Origin of the sequence: Deinococcus sp. LM3 (assembly GCF_002017875.1) — a bacterium.
Lineage (GTDB): Bacteria > Deinococcota > Deinococci > Deinococcales > Deinococcaceae > Deinococcus.
Genome location: NZ_MUFV01000001.1, coordinates 1,974,347 through 1,987,884, shown reverse-complemented (window position 1 = coordinate 1,987,884; position 13,538 = coordinate 1,974,347). Strand labels below are relative to the sequence as shown.

Here is a 13,538-nt window from a genome sequence, read left to right as displayed (position 1 = left end):
GGCTCAGGTCGGATCGTGCGCGTGGGGCGGCAGGATCAGGATGCCGTCCTCGTCGGCGCTGATCAGGTCACCGGGCCGCACGGTCACGCCCGCGAAGGTCACGGGCACGTCCTGCTCGCCGGTCGCCGCCTTGCCGCTGCGGCGCGGGTGCGCGGCCAGCGCGCGGATCCCGACGTTCAGGCCGCGCAGTTCGGCCGTGTCACGCACGCAGCCGTTCACGATCACGCCCGCCCAGCCCCCCTGCTCGGCCAGTTCGCCCAGTTGCCCGCCCAGCAGCGCGCAGTTCAGGCTGCCGCCGCCGTCCACGACCAGCACGCGGCCCTCGCCCGGCGTGCCCAGCAGCTCTCGCACCAGCGGGTTGTTCTCGTGAACGCGCAGCGTGACGGCCCGCCCCGTGAAACGCGGGCGACCCCCGAACTCCTGAAAGACCGGCGCGAACACCGGGGCGTCCGGGTACAGGTCGCTCAGGTCGGTGGTGGGCAGGTCGGTCAGCGGCAGGATCTGTTCCGGCAGGTCGTGGGTCATGCTCCAGTCAAGCAGTCGCCCGGCGCGCGGGGCCGGTACCGGGCCGGGAACGACCCTGCAACCCGCGCGGGAACGCCCCGCCCGCCGGTGGGTTCATACGGATTCCGTCTGTTTCGTTGACAACCCGGAAGGGCACCGGGTTGCCAACTCCACGCCCGGAACCCGTTTTGCTCCTACTCGCATCCGCTCGGATTGAAGGGCCTTTGCAGCCCCTTCAATCGGAGTCCGTATCAGGTGGAGGGCGCGGCCGGGTGGGTGGGCGCGTGGTGGATGCGGCCCGCGTGCCCGCTCAGGAACGATCCGTCGTACCCGCGCCGCCACGCCATCAGTTCCGCCAGGATGCTCAGCGCGACCTCCTCGGGCGCCTCGGCCCCCAGGCGCAGGCCGATGGGAGAACGCAGGCGCGCGAGTTGCGCGTCCGTGAACGTCACGCCCTCGCCCGCCAGCGTGGCGAGCAGGTCCAGGGCACGGCTGCGCGGGCCGAGCACCCCGACGTACTCCGCGCCGGATTCCAGCGCGTGCCGCAGGCAGACCCGGTCCCGGTCCACGTGGTGGTTCATGACAATCAGGTGCGCGCGCGGCGAGGGCGTGAACGCCCCCAGGTCCTCGGGGCTCAGGTCGTGCAGGGTCGCGCCGGGAAAGCGGCCGGGCGTCAGGTACGCGCCGCGCGGGTCGATCACGTGCACGTCGTAGCCCAGCGCGTGCGCCTGCGCCGCGAGCGGCATGGCGTCGTGCCCGGCGCCGTACAGCACCAGTTGCGGCGGCGGGCTGCTCAGGTCGATGAAGACCGGCGTGCCCTCCGCGCCGTCCCCCCCCGGCAGGGTCAGGGTCGCGGCGCGCGGTTCGCGGCTGCCCAGGCGTTCCAGCGCCGCCGCGACCGCCGGGGCGTGCAGGTCGCCGGACAGGGTGCCCAACACCTCTCCGCCGGGCGTGACCAGCACCCGCCCCTCGCCGCGCAGGGGCACGATCAGCGCGGCCGCCCGCCCCGCCTCCAGCGCCGAGAGCCACGCGGCCGTGACCGGATCATGGGCGTCCACGCGTTCGACGCGCACGTCCACGCTGCCGCCGCAGCCGATGCCCAGGCCCCAGGTGGCGTCCTCGGACAGGTCGTAGTGCGTGACGGTCGGCACGCCCGTGCGGATGACCTCCAGCGCCACCTCGACCACCTCGGCTTCCAGGCAGCCGCCGGAGAGCATGCACACCTGCGCGCCGTCATCCAGGATCAGCATGCGGGTGCCCTCGCGGCGGTACGCGCTGCCGTGCACGCCGACCACGGTCGCGATGGCCGCCTGTTGCCCCCGGCCAAGGGCGTCACGCAGGGCGCCCAGCAGGGCGCGGGTCTCAGCAGCATTCATTGCCGCCCACTGTAGCGCCGCCAGGGTTGGCGCAAGGTGGCCCCCTCCCCTGGCCCCCGGCGCCCTTGCCCCAAGGTTTCCTGGGCGGCCCCTCACGCGCCCGCACCCGCGCGTGCGGCACACTGGGGTCATGCTGGACAACATCCTGAATACCGTCAAACGAGGGGCCGAGCGGGTACAGCGGCGCGGCGAGGAAGTCGCGCACGCCACGCGCCTGCGCATGGAAGTCTTTCAGCTCTCACGGGAACTGGACGGCCTGTACGCCCGCCTGGGCCGCTCATACCACGCCGGGGCCGAGGTCGAGGTCCTGAACGGCGTGCGTGAGGACATCCGCCGCGTCGAGGAAGAAATCCGCGCCCGCGAACGCCTGATCACCGAACTCGGCGCGGACGCCGAGCCGGACATGCCCACCAGCGGCCCGGCCACCGACACCGGCCTGGTCAGCGCGGCCGCGCCTGCAAGCGCACACGCCCCCCGAACCGAACCGACCGTTCCCGCCGCCGTTCCCCACCCGACCCAGCACCCCACTCCGCACCCGACCCCGGAGGTCCGCATGACGAAAGACACCGACACCCCCATCCCCACCACGCCCGACCCGACCGTGCAGCACAGCGACGAGAAACTCCCGCTGGGCGACCAGACCGCCAGCATGGGCAACGAGGCCGCCCGCGACGACATGGCCCGCCACCAGAACACCATCGAGGAAGGCAAGGCCGCCAGCCGCAACCCCGACCCGCTGGACAAGTGAACGGCTGATGGCTGATGGCTGATGGCTGATGGCTGATGGCTGATGGTCAACAGCGTCTGCGCGCCGAACCGGCCCAGGTCAAGGCCACCCGCCTCTGCCTTGCCTGCCTACAGCCCCAGTTACTTCACGTCCCGTACGAACTGTGCGGGGCGTTTTTCCTTGAAGGCGCTCACGCCTTCCTCGTGTTCCCAGTGGTCGCCGGCGAGCTGTTGCAGGACGGCTTCCTGATCCAGCGCCTCGTCGAGGGTGCCGGTCATGGCGGCGTTCAGGGCCTGCTTGGTGAGTTTCAGGGCGTTGGCGGGGCGCGCGGCGAGTCGTTCGGCGTAGGCCTGCACGGTCTGCTCGAAGGTGTCGTCCGGGAAGACCTGCTCGCACAGGCCCAGGCGCAGGGCGTCGTCGGCCCGGACGCGCTCGGCGAGGGCCATCATCTCGAAGGCGCGGTGGTAGCCCACGAGGCGCGGCAGGAACCACGTGCTGCCGGAGTCCGGGACGAGGGCGATGTTGCTGAACACCTCAATCAGGCTGGCAGACTGCGCCCACAGGCGGATGTCGCCGCTGAGGGCGAGGCTCGCGCCGGCCCCGGCGGCCACGCCGTTCACGGCGGTGATCACGGGTTTGCCCAGGCCACGGATGGTGCGGATCAGGGGGTTGTACGTGGCGTTCAGGTGCTCGGTGAAGGTCATGCCGCGCCCGGACACGTCCCCGAGGTCCTGCCCGGCGCAGAAGCCGCGCCCGGCCCCGGTGATCACGACCACGCGCACGGCGCTGTCGGCGTCGGCGTCGCGCAGTTCGGCGGTCAGGGCGAGCAGCAGCTCGTCGTTGGCGGCGTTCAGGCGGTCCGGGCGGTTGAGGGTCAGGGTCCGCACGCCTGCGCTGGTGTGCGCGGCAATAACGCTCGTTTGGGTCATGCCCGTCAGGGTACCGCCTGCCGGGGCGCGCGGTACACTCGCCCGCGTGAGCGACCCCCACCCAGAGTCCCTGAACGCCGACCAGACCGGCACCCCGAATGCAGCCGGGCGGCCCGTGATCCTGGCGCTGGATGTCAGCAAGAACCGCATCGGCTTCGCGGTGAATGCGGGCACGCTGGCGTTCGGGCGGGGCAGCGTGGACCGCAAGCGGCTGCCGCTGGACCTGAAGGCCGTGCGCCTGAAGGTCGCAGAGACCGGCGCGACCCTGCTGCTGCTGGGGTTGCCGCTGCGCACCGATGGCGCGCACAGCCCGGCCGCCGACCGCGTCCGGGCCTTCGGGAAGATCCTGACCGAGAAGGGCTACGTGATCGCCTACCAGGACGAGCGGTTCACGACCCGCCGCGCCCGCGACCTGGGCGCCGCCGACGAGGACGAGGCGGCCGCCGTGCAGATCCTGGAACTGTACCTGCTGGGGCGCTCCTGAACGCGGGCCGGGGGCGGGGTGTGCCTCACGCAGAAACGCCCCGAATCTGACCCCGGTACAGAACAACGCGCCCACGCCCGTATAATCGCGGCATTCAAAGGATCAGGTGCACCTGCCGGGCCGCCCGTGGCCCACATGGCAGCGCACCCGCGGAGGTTTCAATGCAGGGCAACATGATGGACGTTCAACTGACCGTACCGACCATTCTCGAACGCATCCGCACCCAGTACGCTGCCCGCGAGGTCGTCAGCCTGCTGGTCGCCGGACGTGACGAGCAGGGCAACCCGGTGGCCCACAAGCACCGCACCACCTACGGGCAGGTCGCGGACCGCGCGCTGCGCCTCGCGGCCGGGCTGCTGGGCCTGGGCCTGCAACCGGGCGACCGGGTGGCGACGCTGGCCGTGAACTCGTTCCGGCACCTGGAGGCGTACCTGGGCGTGCCCAGCGCCGGGCTGGTGCTGCACACCGTGAACATCCGCCTGCACCCCGAGCAGATCGCCTGGATCCTGAACCACGCCGAGGACCGCGTGCTGCTGATCGAGAACGTGTTCGCCGCGATGATCCCCGCCCTGAAGGCCGCCTGCCCGAAACTGGAACACATCTTCGTGCTGGGGCCCACGCCGCAGCCCATCCCGCTGCCCGGCGTGGCCGACTACGACACGTTCGTGCAGGACAGCGCCCCGCTGGCCCGCTACCCGCAGATCCAGGAGACCGACGCGGCCGCCATGTGCTACACCAGCGGCACCACCGGCAACCCCAAGGGCGTGGTGTACACGCACCGCTCCACACTGCTGCACTCGATGGTCAGCGCGCCCAAGGACGCCCTGAACGTCGGTGAGGCCGACAGCGTGCTGCCCATCGTGCCCATGTTCCACGTGAACGCCTGGGGACTGCCGTACACCTGCGCCATGTACGGTGCCAAGCAGGTGTACGCCGGGGTGTTCGCGGACGGCCGCAGCGTCGCCAGCCTCCTGCGTGACGAGCAGGTGACCATCACGGCGGGCGTGCCCACCATCTGGATGGGCCTGCTGGGCGAACTGGACCGCGCCGCCGCCGACGGGCAACCCTACGACCTGAGCCTCGTGGAACGCCTGATCGTGGGCGGCAGCGCCGCGCCCGAGAGCATGATCCGCGCCTTCTCGGACCGCCACGGCCTGAGCCTGCTGCAGGCCTGGGGCATGACCGAAACGCACCCGCTGGGCACCGCCAGCGCCGTCCCGGCCGGCGTGGACCCCACCAGCGACGAGGGCTTCGCCCTGCGCGCCAAGCAGGGCCGCACCGTCCCGCTGATCGAACTGGAAATCCTCAGCGACGACGGCCAGCGCCTCCCGCACGACGGGAAGACCATGGGCCGCCTGATCACGCGCGGCCCCTGGGTGGCGAACAGCTACTTCAAGGGCGAGGGCCAGAGCAACTTCTTCGACCTAGACGGTCAACTCTGGTTCGACACGGGCGACATCGCCACCCTGGACGAACGCGGCTACATGCACATCCAGGACCGCGCCAAGGACCTGATCAAGAGCGGCGGCGAGTGGATCGGCAGCGTCGACCTGGAAAACGCCATCATGGCCCACCCGGCGGTCGCCATGTGCGCCGTGATCGCCATGGACGACCCCAAGTGGGACGAGCGCCCCCTGGCCATCGTCGTGCCCCGCCCCGGCCAGAGCGTCACGCACGACGCCCTGACCGAATTCATCGCGCCCAAATTCGCCAAGTGGTGGCTGCCCGACGCGACCGTCATCACCGATACGCTGCCCATCGGCGCGACCGGCAAGATCCTGAAACGCGAACTGCGCGACCAGTACCGCGGCTACAGCAGCAACCCCGGCCTCGTGCCGCCCGCCAACCCCGACCGCAGCGAGTAAGCGTAAGCGGGAAAGCGGGAGGCGGGAAGCGGTGAAGGACTGACCGCTTCCCGCCTCCCGTTTCCCTGACCCGTTTCCCTGACTGGGCCCCGCGCCCTGCGTCCCGCGCACCACTCCCTTACACTTGCGGGCATGGCTGTTTCGGTGGATGGGCAGTGGGTGACGTTCTCGCCTCCGGCGGGTGCCGTGGGCCTGATCGGGGACATGACGGACTGGCGCAAGCGCGCGCCGCTGCCGGTGGTGGATGGCGCGCCGGTGCGGTTGCGCCTGCCGCGTGGGGCGTGGGTGGAGTACGCGTGGGTGGACGCGGCCGGTGAGGCGTTCGCGGACCCGGACAACGCGCAGAAGTCCCTGAATCCGTGGTGGCCTTACCCGCGCGCGGCAGTGGTGGGCGAGTACGCCCGGCACCCGTTGTGGCAGGCGCCGGACGCGACCCTGAAGGGGACGGCGCACCGCCTGACCTGGGAGGGCACGGTGTTTCCGGGAACGCGCCGGGCGATCGTGTACACGCCGCACGGGTACGCGGGCGGGCCGCTGCCGGTGTACTACGTGCAGGACGGCGTGGCGTTCTACCGCACGGGGAAACTGGGGGACGTGATGGACCGCGCGGTGCAGGCCGGGCTGACGGACGGCGCGGCCCTGGTGTTCGTGGAACCGGGCAACCGGAACGAGGAGTACTACCTGAACCCCCGCTACCTGGACTTCCTGACCACCGAGGTGATGCCGCGCGTGGAGGGGCCGCTGGTACAGGCGTCCGTGCGGGGCCTGTGGGGCGCCAGTCTGGGCGGGCTGATCAGCCTGTTCCTGGGCGCGCGGCACCCGGAGCTGTTCAGCCGGGTGGCGGCGCACAGCGGGGCGTTCATCGCGCGGCCCGGCGCGACCCGCGACGGCGTGATCGATACCACCACCGCCGGCGAGTGGCTGCTGGAGCAGCTACGCGACAACCCGCCCACGCACCTGACGACCAGCCTGGACACCGGCACGCTGGAATGGCTGACCGGCCCGAACCGCCGCATGGCGGGCCTGTTCGCCGACCTGGGCCTGGATCACCAGTACCGCGAGTACCCCAGCGGGCACAACTGGGTCACGTGGCGTGAGGCACTGCCCGAGGCGTTCCTGTACCTGCAGGGCGGCGCGTAAGGGCGCGCGGGCCAAGTCTCCTCATCCCCCCGGCGGCGCGGCGCGGCATAGTTCGGGGCACACATGCGACTTCCTCTGCTCGTCCTTTCAGCTGTCCTGGGCCTCTCGGGTGCGGGCGGCGCCGGAGCCGTCACGATGACCTACCCGAACAGCACGACCATCCTTCATGAGCAACCCGGCGACTGGGCGGGCGCGCAGGCCAGCGGCGTGACCGTGGGCGCGGGCGGCCTGAGTCTGAACGCGGGCGCGGCGAGCGGCACGCTGACCTCCGGCACGCTCAGGGCGGCGGCCTTCGATGAACTGGTGCCGTCCTGGAACGCCGTGACCCCGGCGGGCGGCAGCGTGAGCGTGGAGGTCCGGACGGAACTGACGGGCGGGAAGTGGTCCCGGTGGTTCAGTTTCGGCAGCTGGAGCAGCGGCCCCAGCCGGGCCAGCCTGGACGGGCAGAAGGACGCCGCCGGGCAGGTGCTGACCGACACGCTGCGCCTGAACGCGAAGGCGGCGGCCTTCCAGTACCGCGTGACCCTGCGCGGCGCGGGCACCCGCGTGACCCTGCTGGCCTTCAATGCCTCGGACCGGGCGCGGCGCGCGGCGGGCCTGGGCACCCCCGGCGACCGCGCCGCGTGGGGCCGCGAGGTGCGCGTGCCCATGCGCTCACAGATGATCTACCCGGACGGCGGCCCGGTCTGGTGCAGCCCCACGAGCGTCAGCATGATCCTGGCCCACTGGGGCCGCAACGTGACCGTACCCGACGCCGCGCGCGGCACCTTCGACCGCGTGTACGACGGCACCGGCAACTGGCCGTTCAATGCCGCGTACGCCGCCACGCAGGGCATGCGGGCCTTCATCACGCGCCTGCCCAGTCTGGCGCAGGCCGAGCGGTTCACGGCGGCCGGAATTCCGCTGGCGGTCAGTCTCGGCTGGAAGGCCGGGGAACTGCCGGGCGCGGCGCTGCCCACCAGCAGCGGGCACCTGATGGTCCTGACCGGTTTCGACGCGCAGGGCAACCCGGTCCTGAACGACCCGGCGGCGCCCACCGACGCGGGTGTGCGGCGCACGTACCCCCGCGCGGCCTTCGAGAAACTCTGGCTCACCCACAGCGGCGGCCTGAGCTACGTGATCGCGCCCCCCGGCACGCGCCTGCCGTGACTCTGCCTGCACCGATGACCGGCGCGGCACAGACGCCCCGGCAGTGCGCAGCCTGCGTCATCCTGAACGGGGCTGGACAGGTGCTGCTGGTGCGGCAGAACTACGGTGCCCGGTTCTGGGGAGTGCCGGGCGGCGTGGTGGACCCCGGCGAGACCGCGCCGCAGGCAGCGGTGCGCGAGGCGGCCGAGGAGGCCGGGATCGCGGTCGAGCTGACGGGCGTGATCGGGCTGTACGAACTGCGCGGCGGAGGCTGGCCGGACGTGCTGGCGCACGTGTTCAGCGCGCGGATCGTGGGCGGCCAGCAGGCCGCGACCATCCTCCACCCGGATGAGATCGCGGAGCTGCGCTGGTGCGACCCGGCGGCCCTGCCTCAGCCGCTGGTGCCCGATGTCGCGGCGGCGCTGGAAGACCTGCGCGCCGGACGGACGGGGATGATACGGGTCGTGGAGCGGGGCGTGATGCCCGTTCCCCTGCCACCAGAGCCACGCGGGTAGACTCGCGGGTATGGAGTTCCCGACCGTCTGCCCGGCGTGCGCCCGTGAGAACCGCGCGGAGTTCACGGACAGTTCCGTGCATGACCTGACGTGCGCGCACTGCGGGGCGCGGTACTGCGTGTTCCTGCGCAAGCAGCGCTTCGAGGTGCTGTTCGACCTGGGCACGCGGGCGCTGATGGACGGGTACGCGCGTGAGGCGGTGGCGAGTTTCGCGGCGGCGCTGGAGCGGTTTTTCGAGTTCTACGTGTGGGCGTTCACGCTGGAGCGCGCCGCGAACGCCGAGCAGGAGTTCGGGGCGGCGCTGTCGGGACTGGAGGGGACGTGGCGGCATGTGTCCAGTCAGTCCGAGAGGCAGCTGGGGATGTTCGCGCTGGCGTACTTGCTGCGCGAGGGTCGCGAGCCGGATTTCCTGACGGCGCGGGGCCTGGGCACGGACTTCCGGAACCGCGTGATTCACCGGGGGGCGCTGCCGTCGCGGGCCGAGGTGGAGGCGTACGCGGCGCTGGTGTTCGCGCTGATCGACCGCCTGCTGACGGAACTGGGGCCGGGCGCGGCGCACGCGGAACTGGCGCAGGAGCAGGTGTTCGCCGCGCATCTGGCGGGGCTGCCGGACGGGGTGACAGCGGTGTTCGAGGAGCATCCGGGCATGTTCCGCGCGCGGCGGTTCGGGGGGCTGGCGCCCACGCCGAAACATTCGCCCCAGCCGGTGCCGGGTCAGGTGCCGGGGCAGGCGCGCAAGCCCGGCAAGGCCGTGAACGACGCGCGGGCGTACCAGCAGGCGTTGTTCCGGCAGGCGCTGGAGGAACGCGGGGCGCTGCTGCGGTCGTTCAAGGGGCCGCCCCTGAACGTGCCGCCGGGCCGGGAGTGACGGGTCTGGGCAGGCGGGGTGCGCGGGCGGCCTTCTCCCCTACACTGCGTCATGTCTGGTGTGTCTGCGGGTGTGTCTGAAGGAATGCGTGGAGTGGATCGCCGCCGTCTGGTGCGGGTGGCGCGCGGTGAGGAACCCGGCGACCTGCTGGTGCGGGGCGCGCAGGTGGTGCAGCCCGCCACGCGCGAGGTGTTCGCGGCGGACGTGCTCGTCGCGGACGGGCGGATCGCGGCGCTAGGCTCCGGCTTTCAGGCGGCGCGGGTCATTGAGGCGCGCGGGGCGTTTCTCGCGCCGGGCTTCATTGACGGGCACGTGCATATCGAGTCGAGCCTGCTGACCCCGGCGGGCTTTGCGGGCGCGGTGCTGGGGCGCGGCACGACGGGCGTGGTGGCCGAACCGCACGAACTGGTGAACGTGCTGGGCGCGGCGGGCCTGGAGTGGATGCTCGCGGCGGGCCGTTCGTCGGGGCTGCGGGTGTGGGCGTCGGCGCCGTCGTGCGTGCCGGCCAGTCCGTTCGAGTCGGGTGGCGCGGTGGTCGACGCGGCGGGCGTGGCAGACATGTTGCGCCTGCCGGGCGTGCTGGGTCTGGCCGAGATGATGAACTACCCCGGCGTGCTGGGCGGCAGCGGGGACGTGTGGGACGTGCTGGAGGCCGGGCGTGGCTCGGGCCTGCGGCTGGACGGGCACGCGTCGGGCGTGCGGGGCCGGGACCTGATGGGGTACGCGGCGGCGGGCCTGCACTCGGATCACGAGGCGACCACGCCCGACGAGGCCCGCGAGCGCCTGCGGGCGGGCCTGTGGCTGATGGTGCGGGAGGGCTCGGCCGCGCGGAACCTGGAGGCGCTGCTGCCGGTGCTGCTGGAACGGCCCCGGCGGGCCATGCTGGTCAGTGACGACGTGAGCGTGGACGAACTGCTGGAACTGGGGCACCTGGACCGCCTGCTGCGCACCTGCGTGGCGGGTGGCCTGCACCCGGCCGACGCGGTGGCGCTGGTGACCTGCAACCCGGCCGAGTACTGGGGCCTGCACGACTCCGGGCTGGTCGCGCCGGGGTACCACGCGGATTTCGTGCTGCTGCGGGACCTGTCGGACTTCGGGGTGCTGGAGACCTTCGTGGGCGGGCAGGAGGCGCGCGCCGGGACGGTCACGCCGCCGCTGCCGGGTGGAGGCGTGAACCTGGGGGCCGGGTGGGACGCCGCGACGTTCGGGGTGCCGGCGCACTGGCCGGTCATGCAGGTCAGCGCGTCGCAGATCACGACCGGGGTGGGCGAGCCGGGCAGCGGGGACGCGCGGCTGGTCGTCGCGGACCGCTACGGTCGGGGCGAGTGGTCGGCGTGCCTGACCTCCGGCACGGGCATGGGGGACGGGGGGACGCTGGGCATCAGCGTGCTGCACGACGCGCACCACGCGGCGTTCCTGGGCGGCACCGACGCGGACGTGCGCGCCGCCGGGCGGGCACTGGAGGCCATGGGTGGCGGCGTGGTGGTCGTGTCGGGCGGCGAGGTGCGGGCCAGTCTGCCACTGCCGTTCGCGGGCCTGATGACCGACCTGCCCCCCGCAGAGGCGGCCGCGCGCCTGGGTGAGGTCACGGCGGCGTGCCGGGCGCTGGGCTGCCGCCTGCCGTACCCGGTGACCACCCTGAGTTTCCTGGGCCTGACCGTGATTCCGGCCCTGAAACTCACGCCGCGCGGCCTGCTGGACGTGAACGCCTGGGCCTACCTGCCCTGAACTGGCCTGCCCTGATCCACCTGACGCCGACCCGGCCTGAACCCACGGTTCCTTACCTTCGTTTCCCCCTGGCCCAGCGACCCTGTATGCAGTGACCCTGCGCCCAGTTACCCCCGGCTGGGGATACCCGGCGGGGGGGCAGGCCCTAGACTGCCGTGAGGTTGTTCGTATTTCTCAGGTTCGTCCCAGGCCGGTCGTATCCAAGTCACTGACGCCCACGCAGGCGCTCCGGGCCTTTTCACGGTCCCGGGGCTGGTTGCTGGCCGCGCTGGTGGCCACTCAGACATTGACACTGCTGGTGGCCCTCTGGAGTGACCGGCAGGGCTCGGAACGGACCGTGAAGACCCAGGCGCAGGGTTCACTGGAACAACTGGCGCGGGTCGCGTCCGAGAACGTCGCCGGGTACCTTCAGTTCGCGTCGCAGATCGTGCAGATCAACCGCGCGAACATGGCCAGCGGGCTGCTCAGTGCCGACGACCCGGCCGGGCAACTCATGAACTTTCAGGCACTGCTGGCCAGCGTGCCGCAACTGAACGGCGTGCTGGTCGGACACAGCGACGGCCGCTTCGTGTTCCTGCGCCGCGACGGGCCGGACAGCCTGGGGCGCTTCTCCCGCGTCATCGAGGTCCGCCCGGAGCGGCGCGTGCTGACCAGCACCTACGACGCGCGGGGCGTCCTGACCGGCCAGTCGGCGCTGGCGGACCCGTACGACCCGCGCGAGCGTCCCTGGTACCGGCAGGCGCGGGCCGCCGCCGGACGGGTCGTGTGGACTGACCCTTACGTGTTCGCGTCGTCCGGTCAGCCGGGCGTGACGGTCGCCTCGGCCCTGTCCACACCGGGCGGCGAGGTCGTGATCGGCGCGGACGTGCAGCTGCGGCAACTCGCGCAGTTCCTGCAGGGCGTGCAGATCAGCTCGAACGGGCGGGCGTTCGTCACGGACGAGCGTGGGCACGCCATCGCCACCTCGCGTGCGTGGCCCGGCGAGGCCAGCGCGGGCAGCATCCCGCTGCTGCGTGACGTGGCGGACCCGGCGCTGCGGGCGCTGCTGGACCGGGAACGGCCCTCCAGTCTTCAGCCCGGCACGCACTGGTATGACGTGAGCGGGCAGCAGTTCGCCGCCGTGATCCGCCCGGTCGAGGTGCAGCCCGGCGTGACCTGGATGATCGGCGTGTACGCGCCCACCACGGATTTCACGTCGGGCCTGGGGGGCAACCGGCGTCCGCTGACCTTCGTGCTGCTGGTCAGTCTGGTCGGCAGTCTGCTGGCGTGGCCGGTCGTGCTGCGCGCCACGCGCCCGCTGGTCGAGTTGCAGCGGCAGGCGACCACCGATTACCTGACGGGCCTGCCCAACCGCGCGAGTTTCGTGGCGCAACTCGAGGAGTCGCTGCGCGCACCGGGAGCCGAGTCGCTGGGACTGGCGGTCTTCGACCTGGACGGCTTCAAGGCGGTGAACGACACCTTCGGGCATCACGCGGGCGACGAGGTGCTGCACGCCGTGGGCGCGCGGATGCTCGCGGCGCTGCGGGCCGGCGACACGCTGGGCCGCCTGGGCGGCGACGAGTTCGCGCTGCTGGTGCAGGCCACGTCCCGCGAGGAGGTCCGCCTGCGTGTCGAGGGCGTACTGGAAGCCGTCGCACGCCGCCCGGTGGTCGTGGACGGCGTGGCGCACGCGCTGGCCTCTACCGCCGGACTGGCGTTCCTGGACCCGGACGAGGGTTCCCTGAGCAGCGCCCAGTGGCTGGCGCGGGCCGACACGGCCCTGATCCGGGGCAAACGGCGCGGCAAGGGGCGCGTGTGGGTGGAAGGCGAGGTCACCATGCCCACCCTGTTCCGCTGAGCGGGCGCTGTGCGATGCTGGAGGGCATGACGCAGACGTTCACGGTGCAGGTGGCAGGATTCGGGGAGATCGAGACGAGCAGCGGCGAGCGGCTGGTGCGGGCGCTGGAGCGCGGCGGGGTGGACATCCTGCACCGCTGCGGCGGCGTGGCGCGCTGCACGACCTGCCGCGTGACCTTTCAGGAAGGGGAACCGGACGCCATGACGGCCGCCGAGTTCGACAAACTGAGCGAGAAGGGCCTGCTGGGTCAGGCGCGCCTGTCCTGCCAGATCGAGTGCGCGCCGGGCATGAGCGTCACGCCGCTGCAGACCGAGGCGAGCAGCGGCCTGGAACGCGGCAAGGCCCCCGCCGAGCAGATCGAACCCGAACCGGTCTGGACCACCCGGCCCGGCGCGTCCACCGAGGGCTGACCCGGCCCGCTGGCCCGTGAAGCCGCC

General features: G+C 72.1%; 13 protein-coding genes. 10 read left to right on the top strand and 3 right to left on the bottom strand.

The annotated features are described in order from the left end of the window. Nucleotides 1–3: 3 nt before the first annotated feature. Complete coding sequence (gene rraA / locus BXU09_RS09300; protein ID WP_078302040.1) at nt 4–525, bottom strand: ribonuclease E activity regulator RraA; 522 nt, start codon at nt 523–525, stop codon at nt 4–6. A 230-nt stretch (nt 526–755) separates the two neighbouring features. Beyond that, on the bottom strand, nt 756–1,880 hold the full coding sequence (locus BXU09_RS09295; RefSeq protein WP_078302039.1) for an XdhC/CoxI family protein: 1,125 nt from the start codon (nt 1,878–1,880) through the stop codon (nt 756–758). A gap of 130 nt (nt 1,881–2,010) precedes the next feature. On the opposite strand from BXU09_RS09295, the gene BXU09_RS09290 reads away from it, so the two are divergent. After that, nucleotides 2,011–2,628 (top strand): hypothetical protein, encoded by a 618-nt coding sequence (locus BXU09_RS09290; protein WP_078302037.1) that lies wholly within the window; start codon nt 2,011–2,013, stop codon nt 2,626–2,628. Nucleotides 2,629–2,747: 119 nt separating this feature from the next. Here the strand turns inward: BXU09_RS09290 and BXU09_RS09285 are convergent, their stop codons facing one another. Then, a complete protein-coding gene (locus BXU09_RS09285; RefSeq protein WP_078302036.1) occupies nt 2,748–3,536 on the bottom strand; it encodes an enoyl-CoA hydratase-related protein in 789 nt (262 codons plus the stop codon). A gap of 70 nt (nt 3,537–3,606) precedes the next feature. Between BXU09_RS09285 and ruvX the strand changes: the two genes are divergently transcribed. From ruvX to BXU09_RS09240, 9 genes are all read left to right on the top strand, one after another. After that, nucleotides 3,607–4,020, top strand: coding sequence for a Holliday junction resolvase RuvX (gene ruvX / locus BXU09_RS09280; protein ID WP_229777681.1), 414 nt, complete (start codon nt 3,607–3,609; stop codon nt 4,018–4,020). Nucleotides 4,021–4,181: 161 nt separating this feature from the next. Continuing rightward, nucleotides 4,182–5,885 (top strand): long-chain fatty acid--CoA ligase, encoded by a 1,704-nt coding sequence (locus BXU09_RS09275; RefSeq protein WP_078302034.1) that lies wholly within the window; start codon nt 4,182–4,184, stop codon nt 5,883–5,885. Between the two features lie 132 nt (nt 5,886–6,017). Beyond that, a complete protein-coding gene (locus BXU09_RS09270) occupies nt 6,018–7,025 on the top strand; it encodes an esterase family protein (RefSeq protein ID WP_078302033.1) in 1,008 nt (335 codons plus the stop codon). Nucleotides 7,026–7,088: 63 nt separating this feature from the next. Further along, nucleotides 7,089–8,174: a peptidase C39 family protein gene (locus BXU09_RS09265; RefSeq protein WP_078302032.1), complete on the top strand. Its 1,086-nt coding sequence runs from the start codon at nt 7,089–7,091 to the stop codon at nt 8,172–8,174. Next, entirely contained in the window at nt 8,171–8,668 is a 498-nt protein-coding gene (locus BXU09_RS09260) for an NUDIX hydrolase (protein ID WP_240501139.1), read from the top strand. Before BXU09_RS09265 ends, BXU09_RS09260 begins: the two co-directional genes overlap by 4 nt. Nucleotides 8,669–8,678: 10 nt before the next feature. Beyond that, the gene (locus BXU09_RS09255) at nt 8,679–9,536 is read left to right on the top strand and encodes a hypothetical protein (RefSeq protein WP_078302029.1); all 858 of its coding nucleotides are present in this window, start codon (nt 8,679–8,681) and stop codon (nt 9,534–9,536) included. 84 nt (nt 9,537–9,620) lie between these two features. Then, nucleotides 9,621–11,264: an adenine deaminase C-terminal domain-containing protein gene (locus tag BXU09_RS09250; RefSeq protein ID WP_168174580.1), complete on the top strand. Its 1,644-nt coding sequence runs from the start codon at nt 9,621–9,623 to the stop codon at nt 11,262–11,264. Between the two features lie 271 nt (nt 11,265–11,535). After that, nucleotides 11,536–13,101, top strand: a complete 1,566-nt coding sequence (locus BXU09_RS09245; RefSeq protein WP_144012049.1) for a sensor domain-containing diguanylate cyclase — start codon at nt 11,536–11,538, stop codon at nt 13,099–13,101. A 26-nt stretch (nt 13,102–13,127) separates the two neighbouring features. Continuing rightward, nucleotides 13,128–13,511, top strand: a complete 384-nt coding sequence (locus tag BXU09_RS09240) for a 2Fe-2S iron-sulfur cluster-binding protein (RefSeq protein WP_078304909.1) — start codon at nt 13,128–13,130, stop codon at nt 13,509–13,511. The last annotated feature ends 27 nt before the right edge of the window (nt 13,512–13,538 follow it).

Bases quoted from the DNA above. Each gene is read 5' to 3' on its own strand.
- rraA (WP_078302040.1), bottom strand. From the start codon at position 525: ATGACCCACGACCTGCCGGAACAGATCCTGCCGCTGACCGACCTGCCC.
- BXU09_RS09295 (WP_078302039.1), bottom strand. From the start codon at position 1,880: ATGAATGCTGCTGAGACCCGCGCCCTGCTGGGCGCCCTGCGTGACGCC.
- BXU09_RS09290 (WP_078302037.1), top strand. From the start codon at position 2,011: ATGCTGGACAACATCCTGAATACCGTCAAACGAGGGGCCGAGCGGGTA.
- BXU09_RS09285 (WP_078302036.1), bottom strand. From the start codon at position 3,536: ATGACCCAAACGAGCGTTATTGCCGCGCACACCAGCGCAGGCGTGCGG.
- BXU09_RS09275 (WP_078302034.1), top strand. From the start codon at position 4,182: ATGCAGGGCAACATGATGGACGTTCAACTGACCGTACCGACCATTCTC.
- BXU09_RS09270 (WP_078302033.1), top strand. From the start codon at position 6,018: ATGGCTGTTTCGGTGGATGGGCAGTGGGTGACGTTCTCGCCTCCGGCG.
- BXU09_RS09265 (WP_078302032.1), top strand. From the start codon at position 7,089: ATGCGACTTCCTCTGCTCGTCCTTTCAGCTGTCCTGGGCCTCTCGGGT.
- BXU09_RS09255 (WP_078302029.1), top strand. From the start codon at position 8,679: ATGGAGTTCCCGACCGTCTGCCCGGCGTGCGCCCGTGAGAACCGCGCG.
- BXU09_RS09250 (WP_168174580.1), top strand. From the start codon at position 9,621: ATGCGTGGAGTGGATCGCCGCCGTCTGGTGCGGGTGGCGCGCGGTGAG.
- BXU09_RS09240 (WP_078304909.1), top strand. From the start codon at position 13,128: ATGACGCAGACGTTCACGGTGCAGGTGGCAGGATTCGGGGAGATCGAG.